The following is a 24,433-nucleotide window of genomic DNA, read 5'->3' as shown; positions in this document are numbered from 1 at the left end:
CTCACAGCACCGCGGCTTCCGGCCGCGCCAAGCCAAGATCGCCGGAGCGCCCGGCGGTGATCAACTCCACCACCTGGCCGGTGGTGACATCCGCGGTCCGCACCTGCGCGGCCATCCGGCCCAGGTACAGCACCGCGATCCGATCGGCGACCTCGAACACGTCGGCCAGGTTGTGGCTGATCAGCACCACTCCCAGTCCCTGCTCGGCCAGCCGCCGGACCAGATCCAGCACCTGCCGCGTCTGCGCCACACCGAGCGCCGCGGTGGGTTCGTCCAGCAATACCAGATTGCTGTTCCACAGCACGGCCTTCGCGATCGCCACGGTCTGGCGTTGCCCGCCGGAGAGAGCTGCGACCGGGGTGCGCACCGATTTCACGGTGCGCACCCCCAACGAGGCCAGGGTGCGCCGCGCCGCCTCCTCCATGCTCGCCTCGTCCAGCAGCCACGGCTTGCCGCGCTCCCGGCCGAGGAACATATTGGCCACGATGTCGAGGTTGTCGGCCAGGGCCAGGTCCTGGTAGACCACCTCGATGCCGAGCGCCGCCGCGTCCTTGGCGCCACGCAGGTGCACGGGTTCGCCACGGAATCGCACCTCGCCGGAGTCGGCGGCGTGGATTCCGGCAACACATTTCACCAGCGTGGATTTGCCCGCGCCATTGTCTCCGACGAGCGCGGTGACCTCTCCCGCCGGCACGGTGAGGTCCACGTCGTACAGCACGCGCACCGGTCCGAAACTCTTGTTCAGGCCGGTGATCTGGAGCAGCGGCTCACTCATGTCTCGATCCTCAGCCGATGCCGAGTTCGGCGCAGACGGACTTCACGTCGCCCGAACAGACGTCGGAGGCCTTCACGAAGCCCGAGTCCACCACCTGCTTGACCTCGGACTTGGTGATCAACTTCGGTTGCAGCAACACCGATTTCACATCACGCTTGCCCTTGGGATCCTGACTCACGCCTTGCGCCAGCGCATCCGCGGCGGCCGTGTCGCCCTTGGCCAGGGCCACAGCGAGTTCGGCGGCGTTCCTGGCCTCGTCCTCGATGGGCTTGAACACGGTCATGTACTGGTCCCCGCGCAGGACGGCCTGGAGCCCGTCGACGGTGGCGTCCTGACCGGTGACCGGCACCTTGCCGTTGAGGCCGTTCTTCTTCAACACCGTGATCACCGCGCCGGCCAGGCCGTCATTGGCCGCGACCACGCCGTCGACCTTGCCGTTGTTGCCGGTGAGGATCTGCTCGAAGGTGGTGCCACCCTTCTGGTTGTTCCAGTCGTCGATGGCCTGACTGCGCACCAGCTTCAGCGCGCCCGAATCATAGAGGGGCTGCAAGACTTTCCGCTGGCCCTGATGGAACAGGGTGGCGTTGTTGTCGGTCGGGGCGCCCTCGATCTCCACGACCTGCGCGCCCGGCTTGTCCGCGAGCGCCTTGGCCAGACCCTGGCCCTGCAGCTCGCCGACCTTCACATTGTCGAAAGACACGTAGTAGTCGGAGGATCCGCCGAGGTTGAGGCGGTCGTAGTCGATGGTCGGGATGCCCGCCTTCTTGGCCTTGGCGGCTACCGCGCTGCCGACCTCGCCATTGATCGAGGCGATGAGCAGCACCTTCACGCCCTTGGCGATCATGCCGTCGGCGAGGGTGGAGAACTTCTGGACGTCGCCCTGCGCGTTCTGCACGTCGGCGTCGAAACCGGCCTCGTTCAAGGCTTTCCGGAGCAGCGGTTTGTCGAAGGACTCCCAGCGGGCCGAGGTGGCGGTCTCGGGGAGGATGACCCCGACCGTGCCATTGGCACCGCCGCCGGAGGGCGCGTTCGACGAGGAGGTCGTGCTGCTGGAGTTGGATCCGCAGGCGGTGAGGGTGAGCAGGCCGGACAGGGCCAACGCGGCGGCGCAACCCCGTCGGCGTCCGGACTTCTTCGGCGGGAGCGCGCTTTTCGTCCTCATCAGGGTGACCTTTCACGCGGCGGCCACTGGGTTGCGACCGCGCACACGGCATATGTTGTGGGCAACAACATATGCCGTATGCGTCACTCATATGGGACGTTTCGTCAAATAGATGCGGACCGGTTCAGGGCAGCAGGATGACCTTTCCGCCCGCGTGGCCCGCCATCACGAACTCGTGCGCCGCGGCCACCTCGGCCAAGGGGAACGTCTTCGCGATCGCCAGATCGAGCTTGCCCGCCGACAAGAGCGGCAGCAATTCGCGCCAGGCATTGCCGCGAATCTCGGTGCCCGGATCTGCGCCCGGCGCCTGGCCGAGCGCCTTGAAGCCGTCCGCGGCCGCCCGGCCGAATGCGACGATGGTCGCGATCCGGCTCCGGTCGGGGACCAGTTCGAGGGAGACATCGACGGCCTCATCGGTGGCGACCGTGTCGAGAGCGGCGTCGATTCCGTTGGGGGCCAACGCCTTGACGCGATCGGCCAGCCCGGGGCCGTACTCGACAGGCTCGACGCCGTAGGCGCGCAACCGTTCGTGGCGGCTCGGCGAGGCCGTGCCGATCACCCGCGCACCCCGCGCCACCGCCAACTGCGCCGCCAATGCGCCGACACTGCCCGCGGCGCCGTGGATCAGCACGGTATCGCCCGGGCCGACGCCGGTCGCGGCGAGCATGTGCACGGCGGTCGCGCCTACGCTGAGCACACCGGCCGCCTGTTTCCAGTCCACGTCGGCGGGCTTGGGCACGACGCGGGCGGCGTTCGCGGTGACGGCGGTCGCGTAGCCGCCGACCACCGGCGCGATCACCTCGTCGCCGACCGAGATCGGCCCGGCCGGACCCACCGCGTCCGGACCGACGGCGGTGACCACGCCGGCCACCTCCAACCCGAGCCGGATCGGCAGCTTGCCCGGATCCGTCCCGAACGCGCCGCTATAGAGCTTGTAGTCGAAGGGATTCACTCCCGCGGCACGCACCGCGATGGTGACCTCACCCGGCCCCGGCTCGGGAACCTCGACCTCGATGAGCGACAAGACTTCCGGTCCACCGTAGGCGGTGGCAACGACAGCGATAGCCATGTGGCGATCATACGAAAAAAGACCGTCCCCCCTGGCCATCCAGGGGGGACGGTCCACGACTCGACCGTTCAGAACTTGCTCAGCGGCGACTTGTCCTTGGACCCCGACAGCGCCTTGTACAGCACGTACAGACCGAAAATAATGGCGCTCACCAGCAGGATCGGGAACAGCGCCTTGATCAGCCACCCGAGCACCGCGAAGGCGATCCATACGAGGACGACGACGCCGAGGATCTTCCAGAACATAACTGACCTCCCTAGTCTCCGAACCGCCGTCCGCGCGATTCGACACCATCCATACTGCGTCCCTCACGTCACAAAATCACCAGGTCAGCACCAATATCCGGGACAGAATCAGGGTTCACCCCGAGTCCGCGGCGCAACTCCGAGCCGCAATCGGGGTCACCGAGTTCTGGTCTGATCCGTCCACCGGTATCCATCGAACCAGCGCAACCGTGCCGGAGGTTATCGGAAGACCAGCCCGCAGTTGACGCACCAGCACTCCCCACCCGGATCGGGGGCCCGAACTCGACGCACCGCCCCAACTGGGCCGACGACGACCGGCAGAACGAGCAGGATGATCAGAAGGTGCCAGACGCTGAGGACTCCCACGCTTCGATGGTCTCACCGGGCCCGACGCGGCACCGTGTAGTGCGCCCGGCGCCCCAATGCCGCTCCGGGCCTTATGGATTGGCGCGGTAGCGGTTGTCGGCGAGCTCGGTGAGGGCCTGCGCCCAGCCGTCGAGGCGGTCGGCGGCGTCGCGGAGGTGAACCATGGCCCAGCCGAGATCGTCGGTGACGGCCGCGCTCTCGGGGACGGCGAGGACCCGGGCCGCGGCGGCGACCATGCCCTCGTACTCGATGACTCCGCCGTCCAGGCGGATGGAGACGGCTCGGACGTGCTCGCCCAGGGGCGAATTCGCGCCGAGGGCCTCGGCTGCGCGCTCCATGGCGACGACATCCTGCGCCAAGGCGTGCAGTGCGGCAGCACCGGAGGCAGCTGTTTCCAGAGTGTCGTCGAGGTCGTCTTCGGAGAGTCGCCCTGAACGTGCGATCTGCGAATGCAGGCCGTGGAGCGCGCGCTCAGCCCGGACCAATCGGGCGATGGAGGCCCGCGCGGCGGAGCGGATGGGCGGCAGCTTACGAGGGACGAACGTGGCCTGCGGCAAGGGTTGCTTGCGCATCTCCAAATAGCGGCGGGCGGTCACCGCCGTACCGGTGACGAGCGCGACCGCACCGCTGCCGACCACGACCACCGCCCAGGCCGGCGCCGAAATCAATACCAGTCCAACGGTTCCGGCCGTCGTCAAACCGGATGCCGTCCCCAGCCGGAAGCTTCGACGCCGGGCCCGGCGACGCCTGCGCAGTTCGCGCTCCCGCGGATCCGCCCACTTCCGCACAGCCACCAACGCCTGCTCCCCCACGCCCCGCAGAGTATCCGGCAATCGCTGCGCCACTTCCTCGGGTTCGAACCCGGTGGGAGCCAACACCTCCCGTACCGTCTCGGCAACCCGCTCCCGCCGCGCCCGTTTCCGGCGGCCGCCGCCATCGGCGAACTCGGCATCGCCCATGCCCGCCTCGGACCCGGACATCGGCCGCGGGTACCCGGGTGGCTGCACCGCGGACCCATGCGGTGACCGCCCGGCACCCAGCGGCGATCGGTGGTCGGTTCGATGAGCGTCGGATTGTGCGGCCCAGCCCATCTCCGGCCCCGTCGTCGACCGCGGCTGCATGGCAGGATTCGCGTTCGGGGTTCCCGCCGGACTCATGCCCGCAGAGCCGGCGTCGAATTGCCGTGTGGCGCCGGAGGTCTGGTCCGCACTCGATTGTGATCGCGCCGCGGGCGCCGATGGGCGGACATCCGGCTTGCGTCCGATCAGACGCTTCCGCGCGGACCGGTCGGTCGAGGCCGTCGGCGAATTCGGTTGCGGCGCCCGCGCGGCGGAATCCTGGTGAGGATTCGCGGGGTACTCCGGCGCGGGGACAGTGCCCGCCATCGGGGCGGAAGCCATTCCATGCCCGGCGGTTTCGGTCGGGGCAGGCGGCTGAGGGGTAACGGGCGGGGGGAAGGAGGAAGGGAAACCGGGGATGGAGTCGGGGGTTTCGGCGCGGGTTCGGCGCAGAAAGCGCACAGGGGAGTTCGCGGGACTGTTGTCGGCCCGCGATCTCCCCATCGTCGTACTACCTTTCGCGCAGCAGTTACTGCTGGGCGGCCTGACCCTTGTTGAAGTTGGGCTGGGCGGCCGGCTGGGCGGGCTGCCCCTGCTGGATCTGGGGCTGGGCGCCGCCGGCGGGGAGGGAGTCGCCGCGCATGGAGGCGCGGATCTGCTCGAGGCGGTTGTGGCCGGCCATCTGGACCGACGCCTGCTGGACCTCCATCATGCGGCCCTGGACCGTGTTCTGGGCCAGCTCGGCGGCGCCGAGGGCGTTGGCGTAGCGGCGCTCGATCTTCTCGCGCACCGCGTCCAGGCTCGGGGTGGTGCCGGGGGCCGACAGGGTGGAGTCCATCTGCTGCAGGGAGGCGGAGACCTGCTCCTGCATCTTGGCCTGCTCCAGCTGGGACAGCAGCTTGGTGCGCTCGGCGACCTTCTGCTGCAGCAGCATGGCGTTCTGCTCGACGGCCTTCTTGGCCTGCGCGGCGGCCTGCAGCGACTGGTCGTGCAGCACCTTCAGATCCTCGACGGCCTGCTCGGCGGTCACCAGCTGCGCGGCGAAAGCCTCTGCGGCATTGGTGTACTGGATCGCCTTCTCGGTGTCACCGGCGCCGGTCGCCTGGTCGGCCAGCATAACCGCCTGGCGCGCATTGGCATTGAGCTTCTCGACCTCGTCCAGCTGGCGGTTCAGCTTCATCTCCAGCTGGCGCTGGTTGCCGATCACCGACGCGGCCTGCTGCGACAGAGCCTGATGCTGGCGCTGGGCTTCCTCGATGGCCTGCTGGATCTGAACCTTCGGATCCGCATGCTCCTCGATCTTCGAATCGAAGAGGGCCATCAGGTACTTCCAGGCCTTCACGAACGGATTAGCCATCGATTGATCCCGCCTCCATATGACGTGCCGCGCCCGGTAGCGCGACAGTAGTGCGCGACCCTCGCGCACCCCTGTTGTCCCTATCTCCACTGTGCAACGGCTGTTCCGGAGATTTCGGCAGCAGCACGACGTCTCCGGCACGAAGCCTACAGAGAATTTATCCCTTTCGGCTCCACAGCACAGTGATCACTTGGCGGCCACCAGTACCAGACGATCCGACTTCGGGGCCGGAATCACAATGCGGGGGCCGAAAGTTCCGTCCGCGGCCAGTGCCACGTCACCATCGCCACCCCGGGGAGTAACCTTCGCGGCGGCCTTGCCGGTCGCCACGCTCGCGGTGGCCTTGCCGGCGGCCAGCGCGGTGGCTTTGTCGGCGTCGGCCATGGCCGCGCTCACATCGAAGAGCACCTGCGATAGCGGCACGTCCAATGCCTGGCAGATGGCGGCCAGCAGTTCACTGGACGCTTCCTTGCGGCCGCGCTCGACTTCCGACAGATACCCCAGGCTCACGCGCGCGGAGGTGGAGACCTCACGCAGCGTCCGGCTCTGGGCGACCCGAGCGCGCCGCAGGCTTTCCCCGATCGCTTCTCGCAGCAGCGTCATCTCGTTCTCCTCACACTCGTCTCGCCGGACTCAGCGTTTGACTGGACAACGTCCGGCGTCGGCCGCGCGTTCCCGGCCTCGTCACTCGTCCCTGACGATGCGGACGAGCTCGGTGACCGCGGCGCGAACCGCGCCCACCCTGATCGTCCACCGGTCCCCCGACAACTTCAACCGCAGTACCTCGGTGGACTCCGGACCCGCTATACCAAGAAATACCGTGCCGACCGGCCTGCCGTCCTGAGGTTCCGGTCCGGCGACGCCGGTGAGTGCGATTCCCCAGTCCGCTCCGCAGCGGCGACGAGCCCCGACCGCCAGCTGTTCGGCGGTGGTCGCGGCCACCGGTCCGTCGGCTGCCAGGGTGTCCGCACTCACACCGGCGAGTGACTCCTTGAGGTCGGTGGCGTAAACGATCAGTCCACCCCGCAACACCGCGCTCGCGCCCGGAATTCCCGCGATGGTGGCGCTGAGCAGCCCGGCGGTCAGCGATTCCGCGGTGGCCACGGTCTGACCAGCGGCGGCCAGAGCGGCCACCAGGTCGGCGGCGGGTGCCGAGGTGACCAGCAAGTCCGGCGGAATCGGCGCAGCGGTCGCTACGCGGGACAGCGCGGCCTCGACGTCAGGGCGCACGACTGCCGCCCGGCGACCCGAACCAGAGGCGGGCCGCTTGCACGACGTAATCCACGCCGGTGACGACCGTCAGCACCACGGCCCCATACATCAAGTCCATTCCGGCCGAAGCGAATCCGCCGGAGAGCGGCAGCAGCAGCACGGCGATGGCGACCGACTGGACCAGCGTCTTGAGTTTGCCGCCCCGGCCCGCGGGAATCACCCCGCGCCGGACCACGGCCAGCCGCAGCAGCGTGACGCCCAATTCCCGGGCCACGATCACGATCGTGATCCACCAGGGCAGGTCGTGCAGCATCGACAGCCCGACGAGCGCCGCGCCGATGAGCGCCTTGTCGGCGATCGGGTCGGCCAGCTTGCCGAAGTCGGTGACCAGGCCGTATTTGCGAGCCAACTGCCCGTCGATGCGGTCGGTGATGGCGGCGACGCCGAACAGCCCGGCCGCGATCCAGCGCCACTCGGTCTCATGCCCGCCGCCGACGAACAGGGCCAGCAGGAACAGGGGGACGACCAGGATGCGCAGCACGGTGAGCACATTGGCGATGTTCATCACCGGCACCGGCGCCGGTTCCACCGTCGCGTCGGGCCGGGGCACGGATGCGAATCCCGGACTCACCGCGGGACCGGCATCGGTCCAGCGACCCTCCAACTCGTCACGCTGCACAGTCACCAGCGCCCCCACCGGCCGAGACACCGGCCATGGTTTCCGGACCATGCCGGTGTGCGGGAGAGCTGGATGAGTGACACACCGACAAGCCTATCGGTACGCGGGCCGACTACTGTGCACCCCATGACAACACGGGCACCTGACAGTGGTTCGATCGACGGGCAGGCGGCGGTCGCGCCGATCGTCCGTCGAGCGCGAACCTCTGACGTGCCCGAGATCAAGCGGCTCATCGACATCTACGCCGGCCGGATCCTGCTCGAGAAGAATCTGGTGACCCTGTACGAGGCGGTACAGGAATTCTGGGTGGCCGAACGCGATGGGCAGATCCTCGGCTGCGGCGCGCTGCACGTGCTGTGGGCCGACCTCGGTGAGGTGCGCACTGTCGCGGTCCATCCGGATATCAAGGGGACGGGCGCGGGGCGGCTGATCGTGGAGCAACTCATCGCGGTCGCGCGGGAACTGCAGCTGAAGCGGTTGTTCGTGCTGACATTCGAAGTGGATTTCTTCGCCCGGCACGGGTTCGTGGAGATCGAGGGCACGCCGGTGACCGCCGAGGTGTACGCGGAGATGTGCCGGTCCTACGACACCGGTGTCGCCGAATTCCTGGACCTGTCCTACGTCAAGCCGAACACGCTCGGGAATACCCGAATGCTGTTGACGCTCTGACCTTTCCGTATCCGTACCGACTTCGATCAGGAGCGATGAGCCCATGGCCGTCTTCGCCGTCCACTACGTCTACTCCGACGCCACCGTCCCCGCCCGTGACATCCACCGGCCCGACCACCGCGCCTGGCTGAACAGCCTCGTCGACGCGGGCACCGTGCTCACCAGCGGTCCGTACCCGGATGGTTCGGGCGCGCTGATCCTGGTCAAGGCCGACGACCTGGAGTCGGTGACCGAGCTCTTCGAGGACGACCCGTTCAACCGGCAGGGGCTGCTGACCGACAAGCGCATCGTCGAGTGGCTGCCGACCATGGGCGCGTTCGTGTCCTGAGCGAGGCACGAATCCCACCCGCCGTGCGGGTGGCCAGATCGTCTTCGGCGCCGGAGATTTCGATCCGGGTGCGGCCGCCGACGACCTTGGCGTCGTGGATCTGAGCCGAGACCGGCCGGCCGAAAGCCGTGGTGTGAACGATGACCTGGGCGGCGCGGGCAGCCGCGATGCGGACCGCCGCATCGGAGAGCTGCGCGAATTGGCCGGCAGGGCACGGAAAATCGGCTCGATGCGAGGCGACATCACTGGGGAGGACGTGGCTTTCGCGCTGGCCGAAGTCCCATCGTCGGCTACACTGTCGGCCCCAGCGCCGCTGCCGACCAGTGGCACCGCGACCTGCGCATCGTGGTGGACGGCCTGTCCGCGCGCCGCTGTCCCATCTCCCCCGAGCCCGCTGGCGGGACCGGTCACCGTGCATCGCCACCGGCGGTCTACCGTCGATCCGTGCGATCGGACGAATCCACCGCCGTGTCCCGGTTCCGCGCCGCTCGGGTGGCCCGCCTGGCCACCGCCGACGCCGCGGGCCTACCTCACCTGGTCCCCGTCACTTTCGCGGTCTCCCCTACCGATTCGCCGCTGCTCGTGGTCTTTGCGATCGACCACAAACCCAAGACCACCACCGATCTCCGCCGCCTTCGCAATATCGCCGCCAACCCCCGCGTCTCATTGCTCGCGGATCACTACGACGAAGACTGGACCCGGCTGTGGTGGTCCCGGCTGGACGGCATCGCCGAAATCCTCACCGACCCGGCCGCCCGCGCGCTCCCCCTCAGCTGGTTGGCAGCGAAATACTCTCAGTACCAAGCTGTTCCACCGGCGGGGCCGCTCGTCCAGATTGCCGTCGACTCGATCCGCGGCTGGTCATATGCCTAATGACGTGGGAGCTCGTCGCTATCCGACGAAACAGATAGCACCCCATGTCGGACCGTGAGGTGTGCGAACCGCACCGAGTCGTCCGCGCGGCATCGTGAACAGGCCGATTCCGATCGGGCGCGCGGCGCCATCCGACAGCGCCACCACGGCCTCTCGGGCCGAATCGAGGGCGGTCAGCTGGTCGGTGACGGCGTGGTCGTCGGCCCGGCGTCGCAGACCGCCGGAGGACTGCCCTGGACCCGTAGGAGATCGCAGAAGGTTTGCGCGGCGACCTTCCACGAGCCGTCGATCTGCAGTGCGATGCCATGGCGGTTGACAAGCAGCGGAATCCCATGCTTCTTGATGGTGAAGGTGACCGTCGCGCGAGCGGGCCCGGCCCCGTCCACCTGCGAGACACTCGCCGTCGCACCGCCCGCGATCGACGAATTCGCCTGGCGCTCCAGTGTTTCCGTGAAAGCCTGACCGTTCTCCAGCAGCGCCGCCTTCTGGTCGACGGCGATCGAGCTGTCGAAGAACCGCTCGAAGGTCGTGGTGACGGCCTGCACCTCGCCGTTCGGGATGCTGCCGTCCGATGCCGTCTCGCCCCTACCGCACCCCGCGGTGAGGAGCACCGGAACCGCACACGCCGCCATCAGCCGTGACACCACCATTCGATCGACCATCCCGCGAAGGTCTCCTTCCGTGCTCGGATTCGACGAGTACAACACAGAAGTGGTTGTGCGTCCTCCACCGCGCCGACGCCTGGGTCGCCGGCGCTGCCGGTTGTCGCGCCGGACATGGTCAAAGAATCGATCCAGCGTCCGAAGATGTCCGAGCCGGTGAAAGGCGTGCGGAAATCGGGGCCCGAACCGTTCGCCGCCGGGGCATGGCGCCGAAGCTGTGACAGTTACGGAAACCACCGCCGCACAGTCGATATCCGGCGCTCCGACGAACTGTGACCGATCGAGCCCCGGACCGGTCTGCGTCGGCTCGGGGCTCGCTCGGGGGTAATCGCCCATGGTGATCGCTCAGCATGTTTGACGCATCAGGACAGTACCGGGCTTTGTGCCCTTGTTCGCGGGTGCTGTGGCCTGCGACACGCACACTGTCCAGTGGCTGTGGGGACGGCAAGGGGCGTGGCGAAGCTCACGACAGCCGCCCGGCGGACGGCCGGGCTTTCCGGTCGAGCAAGATAGACGGCGATTTCCCCCAGGTACAAGGAGAAGCAAGTGCAACGCATCGGCGTGATCGGCGGCGGCACCATGGGTGCCGGTATCGCCGAGGTGGCCGCCCGCGCAGGCGGGTCGGTCCTGGTTCTGGAACGCGACACCGAGGCGGCCGACGCCGCCGTCGCGCGCATCGAGACGTCGCTGGCGCGCGCGGTGAAGTCCGGCCGGCTCGAGCAGGCCGCGGCCGACGAGGCGCGCGCCCGCATCACCGTCACCACCTCGATCGATGACTTCGCCGACCGCGAGCTGGTCATCGAGGCGGCCCCGGAGATCGAGGCGCTCAAGACCGAGTTCTTCGCCAAGCTGGACGCCATCGTCTCGCCCGAGACCATCCTGGCCACCAACACCTCCTCCATCCCGGTCATCCGCCTGGCCAACGCCACCGCCAACCCGGGCCGCGTGGTGGGCGTCCACTTCTTCAACCCGGTTCCGGTGCTGCCGCTGGTCGAAATCGTGGTGACCCTCAAGACCGATCGCGAGGTCGTGGACAAGGTGACCGCCTACGCCCGCGACGTGCTGGGCAAGCGCACCATCGAGTCCAAGGACCAGGCGGGCTTCATCGTCAACGCCCTGCTGATCCCCTACCTCTGCAATGCCATCCGGATGTTCGAGACCGGCTTCGCCAGCGCCGAGGACATCGACGAGGGCATGGTCAGCGGCTGCGCCCACCCCATGGGCCCGCTGCGCCTGACCGACACCGTCGGCCTCGACGTCACTCTCGCGGTGGCCGAATCGCTGTACGCCGAATTCGGCGAACCCCAGTACGCACCCCCGGTGCTGTTGCGCCGCATGGTCGACGCGGGCTACCTCGGCCGCAAGACCGGCCGCGGCTTCTACACCTACTGACCTTCGAGTCGGCAAGGGCCGCTCAGCGGGCACTCCGCCACGGACAGCGGCCCTTGTCATACCTCCGCTCAGCGGGCCAGCAGCGCGGCAGTCCCGTGCGCTCTGCCCGTCTCGGTCGCGTCCGGCCGACGTCGAGGGGCATCCACGTCGTCGTCACGAGCGACGGGAGGAGCTACCGCCCGAAGTTCACGTTCGATGGCCGTGGCGGCGTAGTACTGCCCGGCAGCGCGCAGCTGTTCGACTCTGCGCCGAACCTCCTGGATGCCGTATGCGAGGACGACATCGGCGATTCCGATTCGGCGATCCATGTTCGAGTTGAATTCTCGTGTGATGCTGGGTGTTTCCACCGTTCCCCCAAGCTGATCTCGTGCCGAGTCTACCGGGATGCACGTGCATCGGCACGTGCAAGTCTTCGACAGGTGCCCGGTAATACGTTGTGGCACACTCTGATACGCGATGCTCACGCCGACAGGAGTGCCAGTGATCAACGAGTCCGTGGATGTGGGGGCCGACGATGAGCCCGACTCGGACGATGATCCGGCCCTATTGCGGCGCGCCGTCGGGCTGCGTCTGCGAAGACTGCGGGAAGACGCCGGTATCAGCGGGGAGGCCGCGGGGAGGGCGATCCGGGCTTCGCATTCGAAGATCAGCCGGATGGAAGCGGGCCGAGTCACCTTCCGCGCGAGGGATATCGAGGACCTGCTGACGCGATACGGTGTCGACGAGGACGGCGCCCGGACCGAGCTGCTACGACTGGCGCAGCGGGCGAATGCGGTCGGGCGCTGGCAGGCGGGTCCGGATCTGACGACGGCACGGGCGGACACCTATCTGGCGCTCGAGGACGCCTCGTCACTGATCCGCTGTTACGCACCGTGTCTGGTGCCCGATCTGGCGCGCACGCCGTCATACGCGCACACCCTGCTCGCCATCGCGGAGCGCGGCTCGGCGATCGAGATCCACCGGCGCGTCGAATTGCTGGTCCGCCGTCAGCAACTGCTCGACCGAGCCGATTCCCCCCGGGTGTGGCTCGTCATCGAGGAGGCCGCGCTGCGGCGGCCGATCGGTGGATTCGAGGTCTGGCAGGGGCAATTGGAGCATCTCGCCGAACTGTCGGCCCGGCCCAGTGTCACCGTGCAGGTGCTGCCCGACCACGTGGGCGGCCCCGCCATCAGCGGCTCCGCCTTCACCCTGCTGCGTTTCGCGGCGCCCGAATTCGGCGATATCGCCTACCTGCAACATCCGAACGGCGCACAGTTCCTGGACAAACGCGGTGACCTGGATCGTTTCAACGAGGTCTGGGACCGGCTGTGTGTCTGCGCGGCACCGCCGATGCAGACCGCCGACTTCCTCGACCGGCTTCGCACACCCCTTCCTCCCGACGCGAACTAGCGTCTCGACCAGAACAGAGAATCCATGTCCGACAGTCCCTTCGGTGGACACCTGCCGATCGAGATCGACACCACCGTCGCCCACGAGGCCCGCGTCTACGACTACTGGCTCGGCGGCAAGGAGAACTATCCGGCCGACCGCGCGCTGGGCGATGCCATCGCCCAGCACGTGCCCACCATCAAGACGATGGCCCGCGCCAATCGCGCATTCCTCGGCCGGGCGGTCCGCCACCTCGTCGCCGAGGCCGGCATCACCCAGTTCCTCGACATCGGTACCGGCATTCCGACAGCCGGAAACACCCACGAGGTCGCGCAGGTCCTCGATCCCGGGGCGCGCGTCGTCTACGTCGACAAGGATCCCATCGTGCTGGCCCATGCGCGGGCGCTGATGGCGAGCACCCCGCAGGGCCGCACCCGATTCATCCACGCCGACCTGCACGATCCGCGGTCGATCCTGGACCATCCCGACCTGGCCGCGACGCTGGACCTGTCCGAACCGGTCGCCATCATGCTGATCGCGATCATGATGTACTTCCGCGACAGCGACCATCCCTCCGACATCATCGCCACCCTCCTCGACGCGGTCCCCTCCGGCAGCTATATCGTGATCACCCATCCCACAGCCGATTTCGCCCCGCAAGCCATGGCCGGGGTCAAGGCCGCCGCCGAATCGTCGGGAATCCCCTTCGAACCCCGCAGCAAATCCGACACCGGAAAGCTTTTCGCCGGAACCACTCTCGTGGACCCGGGCCTGGTCCCGGTGGCGACCTGGCACCCCGAACTCACCGACCGCCCCACCCCCGTGGCCGATGCCGAAAGCGCCTGGTATTGGGCGGGAATCGGCCGCAAACCCTGAACGAGCCGGGCGTCAAGAAGTCGTCGACCGCAACACGGCCGGGCCGTACCAATGGCACAGCAGGAGGGCCAGTTCCACATCGAGGCGGTCGTCGGCGATCGGGCGGCCGCGGCGGGCTATGGCGCGGCTGATGCGGTATTTGACCGAGTTGACGTGGAGGTCCAGTTCGGCGGAAGCGGCTTTGTAGCTGGAACCGGCGCGCAGGAAGACTCGGAGGGTGTCGCGGAGGCGGGAGTCGTTGTCGGTGTCGGCGGCCAGGTCGCCGAGAACCTCGGCGACCCATTCGCGGGCTTCGGGGAGGTTGCCACCCAAGAGGCCGGCGGCGGCGAGGCCCGGATCGTCCACGGCGACGACCGTGGCCGCCGACAGGCCGCGCACCATCGCGACGGAGCGGGCGCGTTGAGCCGCTCGGTGGGACAGGCGAAATCCGTCGAGTCCGGCGGCGAGGGTACCGAGCGCGATGGCCGGGGTGTCGCGGTGGGCGGTGGCGAAGGCGCGGATTCGGGCGGCCACGTCGGCCGGTTCGGCGCGGTAGGGCAGCCATGCCCAGGTGGTGGCGCGGTCGATGGCGATGATGAGCGGGGCGGATTCCGCGCCGACGCTCTCGGCGAGGTCCCCGATGACGCGTTGCAGGCGGGCGATGGCATCGCCGTCGCCCTCGGGATACCAGGCCACGAGCGCGAGGTGATACCAGCGCAGGGGGTAGCGGATGGTCTCGCCGACCGCTTCCACGTCGATGCTCTTGTGGCCGGCCAGGATTTCGCGCACGCGCACGGCCCGCAGGCTGTTCTGGTGTTCGAGCCAGCGTTCCCGCTCCTCGGCGTAGATGGCCACGACCTGCTCGGTAATGCGATCGATGTACTCGAACAGCATCGCGGTGATCCGCTCGACCACGGTGATCCGCTCAGCCGCCGGAATGGTCAGGGCACGGAGTTCGGCGAAGACCAACTCGGTCATGCGACGCTGGCCGAGCCGGTAGGCCCGGATCAGGGCGGTGGCCGGCACCGCTTGCTGGGCAAGGCGTCTGGCGTATTCCACGGCGGCGGGCGGTGCGTGGATTCCGGCGACCGGCAGGTCGTAGCGCAGCGCGTGCAGGATCGTGCCGACATTGGCCTCGACGCTGGCGCCGAGTAGCTCACCGGTGCGCACATCGCCGCGCAGTTCGGCGATGTCGCTCTCCAGGAATTCGCGGATGGACACGCTGACATCGGTCACCCGTTCGGACATCCGGGCGGCAATCGCCTCGATGTAGCGGTCTGCGTCGACGTCATCGTGACGTGTGCTCGTCACAGCCTCACCCTAGAACCTGGCCGGACGAGATGGGCAATTCGCCGCAGGTTCGTCCTCCGGAGACGAAACCGGATGTGAACGTCGTCACTTCCGGACGAAGACGGGTTGCCGGTCACACTCCTACCGTGGGCGCTCCACCGCATCACTCAGCGAGGAGCGCCATGAACCTTCCCGCCCTTCCCGATCTCCGGGCCGCCGTGAATCCGCACGCGCCGGCTCTCAGCGACGACGGCGGCGACCTGAACAACACCGAGTTCCTGATCGCGGTGCGCCGGGCCGCGAGTGCGCTGCGCGCACACGGCGTCTCGGCGGGCGATGTGGTCGCGGTCATGCTGCCCAATACCGCCGACCTCGTCGTCATCCTGTTCGCCGCCTGGCGGCTCGGTGCGGCCGTGACACCGCTCAACCCGTCGCTGGTCACGTCGGAGGCGTCCTATCAGATCACCGATTCCGGGGCGAAAGTCCTGGTCGCTCTGGACCGCTCGGAGAACCTCCCGGCGGCGGTGACGATCCCCGTGCACGACCTGGCCGATGCCGAACCGGATGCCGTGCCGCCGTCGGAATGCGCCGGAGACGAACTGGCGCTGGTGATCTACACCAGTGGCACCACCGGCCGCCCCAAGGGCGTCATGCTCGACCACTCGAATCTGAACGCCATGTGCGGCATGGTGATCGACGCGCTGTCGCTGTCCGCCACCGACCACTGCCTGCTGATCCTGCCGCTGTTCCACGTCAACGGCATCGTCGTCTCGGTATTGTCGCCGCTGCTGGCGGGCGGCCGCACCACCATTGCCGGGCGGTTCGACGCACAGACCTTCTTCGGCCGGCTCGAAGCCGCACGCGCCACGTACTTCTCGGCGGTGCCGACGATCTACACGATGCTGTCGAATCTGCCCCCCTCGGTGCGGCCGGACCTGTCAGCGGTGCGGTTCGCGATCTGCGGGGCGGCGCCGGCGAGCGTGGAACTACTCGACAGCTTCGAGTCCCGGTACGGCGTACCGATCATCGAGGGCTACGGGCTGTCGGAGGGCACCTGCGCCAGCACGCTCAACCCGGCGACCGGACTCCGCAAGCCGGGAACGGTCGGTCCGCCCTTGCCCGGACAGCGGATTCGCATCGCCGACCAGGACGGGTCTCCGGTCACCGACGGAACGCCCGGCGAGGTGTGGATCGCGGGCCCGAATGTCATGCGCGGCTACCTGAATCGTCCCGAGGACACCGCGCGCACGGTGGTCGACGGCTGGCTGCGGACCGGCGATATCGGCCGCATCGACTCCGACGGCTACCTGGTGCTGGTCGATCGCGCCAAGGACATGATCATTCGCGGCGGCGAGAACATCTATCCCAAGGAAATCGAGACCGCCGCATACCAATTGCCGCAGATCGCCGAGGCCGCCGCCATCGGAGTCGCGGATCCGCTGTACGGCGAGCAACCGGCCCTGTACGTCGCGCTCACCGCCGGCGGCGACCTCGAACCCGCCGAGATCGATCGGCATCTGCGGCGCTCTCTGTCGAAATACAAGCTGCCCCGCTCGATCACGATTCTCGACGATCTGCCCAAGAACCCGGTCGGAAAGATCGACAAACCCGCGCTGCGCCGTCTCGCCGCCGCGTCCTGACCAACGAAAACCTCTCGCCGACAAGGAGAACGAACCATGGGGTTCACCACACCGGATCTGCCGAAGGTCGATCCGGAGACGTTCCTGCACCTGCCGCTCATGGAGCGCATGCGAATCCTCGCCACCACCTGGGCGGAGCAGGGATTCGGGTCACCGCGCATGGTGCACGTCGTCTACATCGTCAAGCTGATCGCGCTGTACGCGCTCGGCGGCGTGATCGTCGCGACCGCCACCTCGAATCTGCCCGCCTTCTGGCATGTTTCGCAGTGGTGGAATCAGCCGATCGTCTATCAGAAGCTCATCCTGTGGACCGTGCTGCTGGAGGCGATCGGCGTGGCGGGGTCCTGGGGTCCGCTGGCGGGCAAGGTCAAACCGATGACCGGCGGCATCCTGTTCTGGGCGCGTCGCGGCACCATCCGGCTACGCCCGTGGAAATGGGTGCCTTTCACCGCGGGCGACCGGCGCGGCGCGTTCGACGTGGCGCTCTACGCCGGGCTGCTGCTGAGCGTCGCGGTGGCGCTGCTCTCCCCAGGGGTGCACAGCGATTCGCTGGTGGCCGCGCTGCCCGCGAACACCTCCGGCCTGGTGAATCCCGCGCTGCTCGTCGCACCGATCGCGCTGCTGATCCTCAACGGCCTGCGGGACAAGACCGTTTTCCTCGCCGCCCGCGGTGAGCAGTACCTGCCCGCGCTGTTCTTCTTCGCCGTGCTGCCGTTCGTCGACATGATCATCGCGCTCAAACTGCTGATCGTGGTCGTGTGGATCGGCGCGGGAGTTTCCAAGCTGGGCAAGCACTTCTCCCATGTGGTGCCGCCGATGGTCAGCAACAGCCCGTCGATTCCGTTCGCCTGGATCAAGCGCGCGCACTATCGCGACTTCCCGCGCGACCTGCGGCCCTCCCGCCTCGCGGATCTGATGGCGCACGTGGGCGGCACGACCGTCGAGATCCTCGCCCCGCTGACGCTGCTGTTCTCCCCCTACCCGTGGCTCACCGGCGTCGCCGTGGCGGTCATGGTGCTGTTCCACCTGTTCATCGCCTCCACCTTCCCGCTGGCGGTGCCGCTCGAATGGAATGTCCTGTTCGCCTACACGTCGGTGTTCCTGTTCCTCGGTTTCCCCAACCAGCAGGGCTACGCCGTCACCGACCTCTCCTCGCCGTGGCTGGCCGCGGCGCTGCTGGCCGGGCTGCTGTTCTTCCCGATCCTGGGCAACTTCCGGCCCGACAAGGTGTCGTTCCTGCCGTCGATGCGGCAGTACGCGGGCAACTGGGCCTCGGCGGTGTGGGCGTTCGCGCCGGGCGCGGAGGCCAAACTGAACCGGGTCACCCGTTCGGCGGCCAACCAGGTCGACCAGTTCGTCGCGTTCGGCTATGAACCGCTATGGGCCGAGATCACCATGCAACAGACCATCGGCTGGCGGACCATGCACAGCCAGGGCCGCGGCCTGTTCTCGGTGCTGCTGAAGAACCTGCCCGACATCGACACCCGCACCGTGCGCGAGGCCGAGTTCACCTGCAACTCGCTGATCGGCTTCAACTTCGGTGACGGTCACCTGCACAACGAGGACCTCATCGCCGCGGTGCAGAGCGAGGCCCGGTTCGAACCGGGTGAACTCGTCATCGTCTGGGTGGAGTCGCAGGCCTGGGGCAGCAAGGTGCAGCATTACAAGGTGATCGATGCGGCACTCGGCGTGGTCGAACGCGGAGCCTGGAAGGTGGCCGACGCCGTCGCCGAACAGCCCTGGCTGCCCAACGGCCCCATCCCGGTGCAGGTCACATGGACCAGGCCGGAAACCGGTGCCGCCGAGGCGGTTCCCCGGGGCGAATACGAGGCGACGGCATGAGCACGGCGACCGTGGTCGGGGCGGGCCCCAACGGGCTCGCCGCGGCGGTCGCGCTCGCGCGGTCGGGCGTGCAGGTCACCGTTCTGGAGGCGATGGCCGAGATCGGCGGCGGCACCCGCACCCAGGAGGCCATCCTGCCCGGACTGTTCCACGACCAGTGCTCGGCCATCCACCCGATGGCCGTCGGGTCGCCGTTCCTGGCCGAGCTCGGGCTGGAGAAGTACGGATTGTCCTGGCGCACCGCGGAACTGGACTGCGTGCATCCACTCGACGATGGTTCGGCCGGAGTATTGCACCGCTCGGTCGGGCACACCGCGGCAGGACTCGGCGCGGACGGACGGCGCTGGCGGACGCTGTTCGAAGGCCCGGCCGCCCGGTACGACGATTTGGGCGCGGACATCATGCGGCCCCTGCTGCGGATTCCGCGCCATCCGCTGACGCTGGCGCGGTTCGGCGCACCGACCCTGCTCCCCGCGTCCACCCTGGCCCGGACCTTCCGCACCGAACAGGCCCGCGCACTCTTCGGAGGCATTGCCGCCCATGCCTTCCGGCCGCTGCACTATCCGATGACCTCCGCCATCGGGCTCGGCATCATCACCGCCGGGCACCGCCACGGCTGGCCGGTCGCGGCGGGCGGTTCCCAGTCGATCGCCGACGCGCTGGCCGCCCTGCTGACCGACCTGGGCGGCAAGATCGAAACCGGGGTCCGTATCGACGCCGCATCACAGCTGCCGAGCGCCGACCTGACCCTGTTCGACCTCGCACCCGACGCGGTCGCGAACATCCTCGGCGACCGGCTGCCCGCACGAATCGCCCGCGCCTACCGGCGATTCCGACGTGGCCCCGGCGCGTTCAAGGTCGACTTCGCCGTGCAGGGCGGTGTGCCGTGGACCAATCCGGACGCCCGCCGCGCCGGGACCGTCCATCTCGCGGGCGCGTACGCCGAACTGGCCGCCGCCGAACGCGACATCCACATCGGCCGTATGCCGCAGCGGCCGTTCGTCCTGGTGGGCCAGCAGTACCTGGCCGATCCGCAACGCTCGATCGGCGACATCCAGCCGGTGTGGACCTATGCCCATGTTCCCCACGGCTATACCGGAGACGCGACCGCCGCGATCATCGCCCAGATCGAACGTTTCGCCCCCGGTTTCCGCGACCGGATCATCGGCCACACCGTCCGCACCGCCACCGATATGACCGCCTACAACCCCAATTACGTCGGCGGCGACATCATGACCGGGTCCAAGGACATTCGCCAACTCATCTTCGGTCCGCGAATCACAGTGTCGCCCTACAGCGTCGGCGTGCCAGGCATGTACATCTGCTCGGCGGCAACCCCGCCCGGCCCCGGCGCCCACGGCATGTGCGGCGCCAATGCCGCCGCCGCAGCGCTCCGCCATCTCGGGCGGTGACGCTGGATCCCCCACAGGCCCGGTCGAATCCGGCATCGCCCGACCTCACACATCCGAGATCGAGTAGCGACTGACATCGTCGCCATACGGTCATTGCGGAACACATCCGGCACGACTTCCGGAACGGGATCCGGGGCTGTTCACACTGGTCGGCTTGTGACCCGCAGGGATGAGTCGCGGTGTCCTCGCAGGGATCAGGCGGCGTCGCTGACGAAGCAGTCCGGCATCCGGTCACGATGGGTGCCGGCCTGGATGTGCTGGCCGACGCGGACATCGACTCGGTCGTAGCAGTTCGAGGCGAACCCGCGGTTCCCGCAAGGCGCGCGCGACCGTGGATGTGCGGAACACGGTGTGCGAGCGCGACATTGCGGCATTAGAGGTTCTGTCCGCGCGCGGGGGTGTCCGTCCGGTCGACAAGCGTGGCGGCCGCCGCGAATCCGGTCGGGTCGACGCGGGCCTGGTCGGCCAGGAAGTCGGCGAAAGCCACCGTGAGAGGGTCTGGCCGGGCGCGGGTGTAGGCGGTGAGAGTGCGGCGAACCGGAGGATCGGGGCGGAGCAGGACGCCGTCGAAGTGAGGCGGGATGATGTTGGCCGGTACCAGAGCCGGGCCGAGCCCGGCGGCGGCGAGCAGGGGTGCGGCGGAGGTCTGTTCGACGCGGATCGCCGCCTGCGGATGAAAGCCGGCCTCAACGCAGACGTGGTCGAGCAGATCGGCGAGACCATGGTCGGGGGCGTAGTGGACCCAGGCACGGTCCGCGAGATCGGTGAGCACGACGCTGCCCGTGGGGTGGTCGGCCAGCGGATCGTCGGCCGACAGGACGATCGCGAACTCCTCGGCGCCGAGTTCGTGGATCGGCCCCTCCCAGGCGACCGGAACGGGACCGATGGCGAGGTCGGCGCGGCCTCCGGCGATGGCGGCCTGGAGCCGATCGGTGTGCGGGTACTCGCGCAGCCGGATCCGCACACCCGGGTGACGCTGGCGCCAGGCGCGCAGGACGGGCGGCAGGATGCCGAGGCTGACCGAGTAGATGGCGGCGATCTCCAGCTCGCCTTCCTCGAGGCCGGCCGTGCGCCGTGCGACGGTGTGCAGGCGTCCGGCCTCGGCGAGCGCGGCGCGGGCATGCGGCAGTACCGCCCGGCCCATCGGAGTCAGCCGCACCGAGCGCGGCAGGCGCTCGAGCAGCGGGCCGCCGACCGCGCTCTCCAAGGCCCGCATCTGATGGGAGAGCGCGGGCTGGGTGACATGCAGGTGCTCGGCGGCGCGGGTGAAGGAACCGGTGTCGACGACCGTGACCAGGTATTCGAGCTGCCGGAAGGTCGGTATTGCCATGAGCAGATTTTATCGTTGACGTAGAAAACAAGCCTTGGACTTATCAGTGGAGCCTGAGCGAGGGTTGTGGTGTGGCCGCCGGAAAGACGGCGGCCGATCCCAATGACGCGAAGGAACAGCTGATGGATCTCCAACTGGACGGCAAGGTCTTCCTGGTCACGGGAGCCTCCGCCGGCATCGGCGCGGCCACGGTCCGCACCCTCGTCGCCGAGGGGGCCACCGTGATCGGCACGGCCCGCAGCATCGAGGGCATCGCGGGGCTCAGCGAGCGGGCGAGCGTCCTCGCGGCCGACGCGACCGATCCGCAAGCGCCCGCGCAGGTCGTGGCCGAAGTACTGACCCGCCACGGACGCCTGGACGGCCTGGTCAACAATGTCGGCGGTCTTCACGCACGCGCCGGCTTCCTGGAGGTGACCGACGAACAGTGGCAGGCCGCATTCGACCTCAATTTCCACTCGGTCGTCCGGATGACCCGCGCAGCGCTGCCTGCCCTGCTGGAGCACGGCGGCTCACTGGTCCACGTGACAAGCGAGGCCGCCCGGCTGCCCGACGTGCCCCTGGTGGACTACGCCTCCGCCAAGACGGCCCTGCTGTCACTGAACAAGACCCTCGCGAGCGAGTTCGGCCCACGCGGGGTGCGCTCCAATGTGGTCGCACCCGGCCCGACCCGCACCAGGCTGTGGGACGCCCCGGGCGGGTTCGCCGAGCAGCTCGGCGCCCAGTTCGGCCTCGCGCCGGAAGCGGCGATCGACCACTTCGTGCACGAGGTGCGGCGACTGCCCAGCGCCCGGCTCGGCGAACCCGAAGACGTCGCCCGGGTCATCACCTACCTGCTCTCCCCGCTCGCAGGCCAGGTCACCGGCGCCGAATGGGCCGTCGACGGCGGCGCACTGCGCCAGATCTGACGCACAGCTCAATCCATTCCGGCCTGTCGAGAAGGCTGGCCGGCCACCCCGGCACGCCCGAAACCGGATGCGTGACCGACTGATTCGAGGAGTGATCCCATGCGTTCGCGCACCCTGATCCTCACCGCTGTCCTCGCCGCCTGCCTGGCCGGTGGCACCGCCGCGGCCGCCCACGCCCACTACCGGTCCTCGGACCCCTGGCCGCAGAATCTGATCGACCGTTCGCCCGGCTTGGTGCAGCCCCAGGCGCTCACCGTGGACCGCTCGATCGGCGAGAAGCGAGCGGCCCAGGAGGTTCAGCTGGCCCAGCAGCTGTACACCTTCTGGAACACCGGTCAGCAGACGTACCTCGACGCCGCCGTCAGCCCCCAGTTCAGGGACAACACCCTGCCCACCGGACGACCGCAGGGGCCCACCGGCCCGGCCTTCGCCTCGAAGAATTTCCGCACCGCCGTGCCGGACCTGACCTGCGAGCTGTCGGACCTGTTGGTCACCGGAGACAAGATCACCGCCCGGCTGGTCTTCCGCGGCCACTTCACGGGTATCTTCAATGGCGCCCAGGGCAAGGGCCAGAACGTCGACTTCAACGCCATCGACATCCAGCACGTCGGCACCGACAAGATCATCGAGGACTGGCATATCGAGGACAACCAGACCCTGCTGGCCCAGTTGGGTGTCAACGGCTGATGCCTCTGCTCCTGTACGCCCTCGCCCTCGCGGCCTTCGCCATCGGCACCACCGAGTTCGTTGTCGTCGGCCTGCTGCCCACACTGGCCGACACGCTGTCGGTCTCGGTGCCGACCGCCGGCTACCTGGTGACCGGCTACGCCGCCGGCGTCGCGATCGGCGGGCCGGTCCTGGCCCTCGCGGCCCGGCGGCTGCCACCGCGCACCACCCTCCTCGCCCTGATGACGCTTTTCAGCGCCGGACACCTGGTGATGGCACTGGCGCCCGACTTCCCAGTGCTGTTGGTCGCCCGACTGGTGACCGCCTCCGCGCACGGAGCATTCTTCGGCACCGGTTCCGTGGTCGCGGCAGCCGCCGTGCCGCAGGCGCGGCGCGGCGCGGCGATCGCCCTGATGTTCACCGGCCTCAGCGTGGCCACCGTGATCGGCGTCCCCGGCGGCACCCTGCTCGGGCAGCATCTCTCCTGGCGAGCACCGTTCGCCGCGGTCGCCATCCTCTCGGCCGTCGCCGCCCTCACTCTGCACCGTCTGCTGCCCGGGCCACAGACCGCGCCTGCGGTCGGCGGGCCCGTCGCGGCGACGCGGCGGGCGCCGGCCGCTCTCGCGCTTGCGCTGATGACGACCGTCCTCGGCTGGGGAGCGATCTTCGTGCCCTACACCTTCATCGCCCCCTATCTGGAGACGGTGAGCGGATTCGACCAGAGCGCGGTCACGCTCCTACTGCTGCTGTTCGGCACGGCCTCCGCCGTCGGCGGTGTACTGGGTGGGAGGGCCGACGACCGCCACCCCCTCGCCGCGCTGCCCGTCATCCTCCTGCTGCTCGCCACCGTGCTGGCCCTGGTGCGCGCCGCCGATCACAGCCAGGCCCTGACGGTGATCCTGCTGATCGGCTGGGGCGTCAGCGCCTTCGCCCTGGTCCCCGCGCTGCAGGCCCGGGTGGTCACCATCGCCGGGCCGACCAGCACCCTGGCGGCCACCCTCAACATCGCCGCGTTCAACATCGGCATCGCCGCCGGCTCCGCGCTCGGCGGGGTCATGGTGAACGCGGGCCGGCTGCGCGCCACACCCGCGGCGGCCGCCGTCGTCGTCCTCGCGGCCGTGATACCGGCGGTCCTCTCGCACCGGATGGGCCGTTCCTGCTTGCCCGCAAGGCAACCGCTCCCCGATGAACATCGACGACATGCCCGGCCTACCCCTCGGCGTCATCCTGATCGCCGACGGCTTCCAGAGGTGCGGACGCCGAAACGATGCTGACCGC

General features: G+C 68.6%; 25 protein-coding genes and 1 pseudogene. 12 read left to right on the top strand and 14 right to left on the bottom strand.

Annotation, left to right across the window (positions count from 1 at the left end; genetic code table 11):
• Position 1: 1 nt before the first annotated feature.
• The 10 genes and pseudogenes from GLP40_RS12100 to pgsA form a co-directional block, all read right to left on the bottom strand.
• On the bottom strand, positions 2-775 hold the full coding sequence (locus GLP40_RS12100) for an ATP-binding cassette domain-containing protein (RefSeq protein WP_154787973.1): 774 nt from the start codon (positions 773-775) through the stop codon (positions 2-4).
• Between the two features lie 10 nt (positions 776-785).
• The gene (locus GLP40_RS12095; protein WP_154787972.1) at positions 786-1,937 is read right to left on the bottom strand and encodes a sugar ABC transporter substrate-binding protein; all 1,152 of its coding nucleotides are present in this window, start codon (positions 1,935-1,937) and stop codon (positions 786-788) included.
• A gap of 124 nt (positions 1,938-2,061) precedes the next feature.
• The gene (locus tag GLP40_RS12090) at positions 2,062-3,006 is read right to left on the bottom strand and encodes an NADP-dependent oxidoreductase (RefSeq protein ID WP_154787971.1); all 945 of its coding nucleotides are present in this window, start codon (positions 3,004-3,006) and stop codon (positions 2,062-2,064) included.
• A gap of 68 nt (positions 3,007-3,074) precedes the next feature.
• Entirely contained in the window at positions 3,075-3,251 is a 177-nt protein-coding gene (locus GLP40_RS33225; protein ID WP_196054635.1) for a hypothetical protein, read from the bottom strand.
• Between the two features lie 156 nt (positions 3,252-3,407).
• Positions 3,408-3,467 (bottom strand): annotated as a pseudogene (locus GLP40_RS35060) (hypothetical protein); the annotation flags it as partial.
• Between the two features lie 221 nt (positions 3,468-3,688).
• Positions 3,689-4,597 (bottom strand): phage shock envelope stress response protein PspM, encoded by a 909-nt coding sequence (gene pspM / locus GLP40_RS12080; protein ID WP_230329488.1) that lies wholly within the window; start codon positions 4,595-4,597, stop codon positions 3,689-3,691.
• A 607-nt stretch (positions 4,598-5,204) separates the two neighbouring features.
• Complete coding sequence (pspA, locus tag GLP40_RS12075; RefSeq protein ID WP_154787970.1) at positions 5,205-6,032, bottom strand: phage shock protein PspA; 828 nt, start codon at positions 6,030-6,032, stop codon at positions 5,205-5,207.
• Positions 6,033-6,218: 186 nt separating this feature from the next.
• The gene (locus tag GLP40_RS12070; RefSeq protein WP_154787969.1) at positions 6,219-6,635 is read right to left on the bottom strand and encodes a helix-turn-helix domain-containing protein; all 417 of its coding nucleotides are present in this window, start codon (positions 6,633-6,635) and stop codon (positions 6,219-6,221) included.
• Between the two features lie 81 nt (positions 6,636-6,716).
• Positions 6,717-7,211, bottom strand: coding sequence for a CinA family protein (locus GLP40_RS12065; RefSeq protein WP_407671582.1), 495 nt, complete (start codon positions 7,209-7,211; stop codon positions 6,717-6,719).
• A 40-nt stretch (positions 7,212-7,251) separates the two neighbouring features.
• Positions 7,252-7,929, bottom strand: coding sequence for a CDP-diacylglycerol--glycerol-3-phosphate 3-phosphatidyltransferase (gene pgsA / locus GLP40_RS12060; protein WP_407671576.1), 678 nt, complete (start codon positions 7,927-7,929; stop codon positions 7,252-7,254).
• A 120-nt stretch (positions 7,930-8,049) separates the two neighbouring features.
• Here pgsA and GLP40_RS12055 point away from each other — a divergent pair, with 120 nt between their 5' ends.
• From GLP40_RS12055 to GLP40_RS12045, 3 genes are all read left to right on the top strand, one after another.
• On the top strand, positions 8,050-8,592 hold the full coding sequence (locus GLP40_RS12055; protein ID WP_154787967.1) for an amino-acid N-acetyltransferase: 543 nt from the start codon (positions 8,050-8,052) through the stop codon (positions 8,590-8,592).
• A gap of 43 nt (positions 8,593-8,635) precedes the next feature.
• Positions 8,636-8,920, top strand: coding sequence for a YciI family protein (locus GLP40_RS12050; protein WP_154787966.1), 285 nt, complete (start codon positions 8,636-8,638; stop codon positions 8,918-8,920).
• A gap of 444 nt (positions 8,921-9,364) precedes the next feature.
• Positions 9,365-9,793, top strand: a complete 429-nt coding sequence (locus tag GLP40_RS12045; RefSeq protein WP_328290040.1) for a TIGR03668 family PPOX class F420-dependent oxidoreductase — start codon at positions 9,365-9,367, stop codon at positions 9,791-9,793.
• Between the two features lie 173 nt (positions 9,794-9,966).
• Here GLP40_RS12045 and GLP40_RS12040 read toward each other — a convergent pair whose 3' ends face one another.
• Positions 9,967-10,455 (bottom strand): hypothetical protein, encoded by a 489-nt coding sequence (locus GLP40_RS12040; protein WP_154787965.1) that lies wholly within the window; start codon positions 10,453-10,455, stop codon positions 9,967-9,969.
• A gap of 546 nt (positions 10,456-11,001) precedes the next feature.
• Here GLP40_RS12040 and GLP40_RS12035 point away from each other — a divergent pair.
• Positions 11,002-11,847, top strand: a complete 846-nt coding sequence (locus tag GLP40_RS12035; RefSeq protein WP_328290039.1) for a 3-hydroxybutyryl-CoA dehydrogenase — start codon at positions 11,002-11,004, stop codon at positions 11,845-11,847.
• Between the two features lie 68 nt (positions 11,848-11,915).
• Here GLP40_RS12035 and GLP40_RS12030 read toward each other — a convergent pair whose 3' ends face one another.
• Positions 11,916-12,155: a hypothetical protein gene (locus tag GLP40_RS12030; protein ID WP_154787964.1), complete on the bottom strand. Its 240-nt coding sequence runs from the start codon at positions 12,153-12,155 to the stop codon at positions 11,916-11,918.
• 172 nt (positions 12,156-12,327) lie between these two features.
• Here GLP40_RS12030 and GLP40_RS12025 point away from each other — a divergent pair, with 172 nt between their 5' ends.
• Both GLP40_RS12025 and GLP40_RS12020 read left to right on the top strand, forming a co-directional pair.
• On the top strand, positions 12,328-13,236 hold the full coding sequence (locus tag GLP40_RS12025; RefSeq protein ID WP_328290038.1) for a helix-turn-helix domain-containing protein: 909 nt from the start codon (positions 12,328-12,330) through the stop codon (positions 13,234-13,236).
• 24 nt (positions 13,237-13,260) lie between these two features.
• Positions 13,261-14,091: an SAM-dependent methyltransferase gene (locus tag GLP40_RS12020; protein ID WP_154787962.1), complete on the top strand. Its 831-nt coding sequence runs from the start codon at positions 13,261-13,263 to the stop codon at positions 14,089-14,091.
• A gap of 12 nt (positions 14,092-14,103) precedes the next feature.
• Here GLP40_RS12020 and GLP40_RS12015 read toward each other — a convergent pair whose 3' ends face one another.
• Complete coding sequence (locus GLP40_RS12015) at positions 14,104-15,381, bottom strand: PucR family transcriptional regulator (protein WP_328290037.1); 1,278 nt, start codon at positions 15,379-15,381, stop codon at positions 14,104-14,106.
• 161 nt (positions 15,382-15,542) lie between these two features.
• On the opposite strand from GLP40_RS12015, the gene GLP40_RS12010 reads away from it, so the two are divergent.
• From GLP40_RS12010 to GLP40_RS12000, 3 genes are read left to right on the top strand one after another with little or no spacing between them, the layout of a single operon-like run.
• A complete protein-coding gene (locus tag GLP40_RS12010) occupies positions 15,543-17,000 on the top strand; it encodes a class I adenylate-forming enzyme family protein (RefSeq protein ID WP_154787961.1) in 1,458 nt (485 codons plus the stop codon).
• A 36-nt stretch (positions 17,001-17,036) separates the two neighbouring features.
• Positions 17,037-18,842 (top strand): DUF3556 domain-containing protein, encoded by a 1,806-nt coding sequence (locus GLP40_RS12005; RefSeq protein ID WP_154787960.1) that lies wholly within the window; start codon positions 17,037-17,039, stop codon positions 18,840-18,842.
• Positions 18,839-20,254 carry a phytoene desaturase family protein gene (locus GLP40_RS12000; RefSeq protein WP_154787959.1) on the top strand — a complete coding sequence of 472 codons (1,416 nt, stop codon included), beginning with the start codon at positions 18,839-18,841 and terminating at the stop codon, positions 20,252-20,254. Before GLP40_RS12005 ends, GLP40_RS12000 begins: the two co-directional genes overlap by 4 nt.
• Before the next feature lie 373 nt (positions 20,255-20,627).
• On the opposite strand, the gene GLP40_RS11995 is transcribed toward GLP40_RS12000, so the two are convergent.
• Positions 20,628-21,584, bottom strand: coding sequence for a LysR family transcriptional regulator (locus GLP40_RS11995; RefSeq protein ID WP_154787958.1), 957 nt, complete (start codon positions 21,582-21,584; stop codon positions 20,628-20,630).
• A 71-nt stretch (positions 21,585-21,655) separates the two neighbouring features.
• On the opposite strand from GLP40_RS11995, the gene GLP40_RS11990 reads away from it, so the two are divergent.
• From GLP40_RS11990 to GLP40_RS11980, 3 genes are all read left to right on the top strand, one after another.
• Positions 21,656-22,489 carry an SDR family NAD(P)-dependent oxidoreductase gene (locus GLP40_RS11990; protein WP_328290036.1) on the top strand — a complete coding sequence of 278 codons (834 nt, stop codon included), beginning with the start codon at positions 21,656-21,658 and terminating at the stop codon, positions 22,487-22,489.
• A 99-nt stretch (positions 22,490-22,588) separates the two neighbouring features.
• Positions 22,589-23,176 carry an ester cyclase gene (locus tag GLP40_RS11985; protein ID WP_154787957.1) on the top strand — a complete coding sequence of 196 codons (588 nt, stop codon included), beginning with the start codon at positions 22,589-22,591 and terminating at the stop codon, positions 23,174-23,176.
• Entirely contained in the window at positions 23,176-24,429 is a 1,254-nt protein-coding gene (locus GLP40_RS11980) for an MFS transporter (protein WP_154787956.1), read from the top strand. Before GLP40_RS11985 ends, GLP40_RS11980 begins: the two co-directional genes overlap by 1 nt.
• Positions 24,430-24,433: the final 4 nt, after the last annotated feature.

The sequence above is a fragment of the Nocardia aurantiaca genome, from assembly GCF_009708175.1.
GTDB classification, from domain to species: Bacteria; Actinomycetota; Actinomycetes; order Mycobacteriales; family Mycobacteriaceae; genus Nocardia; species Nocardia aurantiaca.
The sequence above is the reverse complement of the archived record's forward strand: the minus strand, read 5'-3'. Positions and strand labels throughout refer to the sequence as shown.

What these genes read in the sequence shown, in the direction of transcription:
- GLP40_RS11980 (WP_154787956.1), top strand. Translation starts at nt 23,176, where the DNA reads ATGCCTCTGCTCCTGTACGCCCTCGCCCTCGCGGCCTTCGCCATCGGC.
- pspM (WP_230329488.1), bottom strand. Translation starts at nt 4,597, where the DNA reads ATGTCCGGGTCCGAGGCGGGCATGGGCGATGCCGAGTTCGCCGATGGC.
- GLP40_RS12005 (WP_154787960.1), top strand. Translation starts at nt 17,037, where the DNA reads ATGGGGTTCACCACACCGGATCTGCCGAAGGTCGATCCGGAGACGTTC.
- GLP40_RS12090 (WP_154787971.1), bottom strand. Translation starts at nt 3,006, where the DNA reads ATGGCTATCGCTGTCGTTGCCACCGCCTACGGTGGACCGGAAGTCTTG.
- GLP40_RS12000 (WP_154787959.1), top strand. Translation starts at nt 18,839, where the DNA reads ATGAGCACGGCGACCGTGGTCGGGGCGGGCCCCAACGGGCTCGCCGCG.
- GLP40_RS12055 (WP_154787967.1), top strand. Translation starts at nt 8,050, where the DNA reads ATGACAACACGGGCACCTGACAGTGGTTCGATCGACGGGCAGGCGGCG.
- GLP40_RS11985 (WP_154787957.1), top strand. Translation starts at nt 22,589, where the DNA reads ATGCGTTCGCGCACCCTGATCCTCACCGCTGTCCTCGCCGCCTGCCTG.
- GLP40_RS12030 (WP_154787964.1), bottom strand. Translation starts at nt 12,155, where the DNA reads ATGGATCGCCGAATCGGAATCGCCGATGTCGTCCTCGCATACGGCATC.
- GLP40_RS12020 (WP_154787962.1), top strand. Translation starts at nt 13,261, where the DNA reads ATGTCCGACAGTCCCTTCGGTGGACACCTGCCGATCGAGATCGACACC.
- GLP40_RS33225 (WP_196054635.1), bottom strand. Translation starts at nt 3,251, where the DNA reads ATGTTCTGGAAGATCCTCGGCGTCGTCGTCCTCGTATGGATCGCCTTC.
- GLP40_RS12010 (WP_154787961.1), top strand. Translation starts at nt 15,543, where the DNA reads ATGAACCTTCCCGCCCTTCCCGATCTCCGGGCCGCCGTGAATCCGCAC.
- GLP40_RS12095 (WP_154787972.1), bottom strand. Translation starts at nt 1,937, where the DNA reads ATGAGGACGAAAAGCGCGCTCCCGCCGAAGAAGTCCGGACGCCGACGG.
- GLP40_RS12100 (WP_154787973.1), bottom strand. Translation starts at nt 775, where the DNA reads ATGAGTGAGCCGCTGCTCCAGATCACCGGCCTGAACAAGAGTTTCGGA.
- GLP40_RS12070 (WP_154787969.1), bottom strand. Translation starts at nt 6,635, where the DNA reads ATGACGCTGCTGCGAGAAGCGATCGGGGAAAGCCTGCGGCGCGCTCGG.
- GLP40_RS12050 (WP_154787966.1), top strand. Translation starts at nt 8,636, where the DNA reads ATGGCCGTCTTCGCCGTCCACTACGTCTACTCCGACGCCACCGTCCCC.
- GLP40_RS11995 (WP_154787958.1), bottom strand. Translation starts at nt 21,584, where the DNA reads ATGGCAATACCGACCTTCCGGCAGCTCGAATACCTGGTCACGGTCGTC.
- GLP40_RS12040 (WP_154787965.1), bottom strand. Translation starts at nt 10,455, where the DNA reads ATGGTCGATCGAATGGTGGTGTCACGGCTGATGGCGGCGTGTGCGGTT.
- pspA (WP_154787970.1), bottom strand. Translation starts at nt 6,032, where the DNA reads ATGGCTAATCCGTTCGTGAAGGCCTGGAAGTACCTGATGGCCCTCTTC.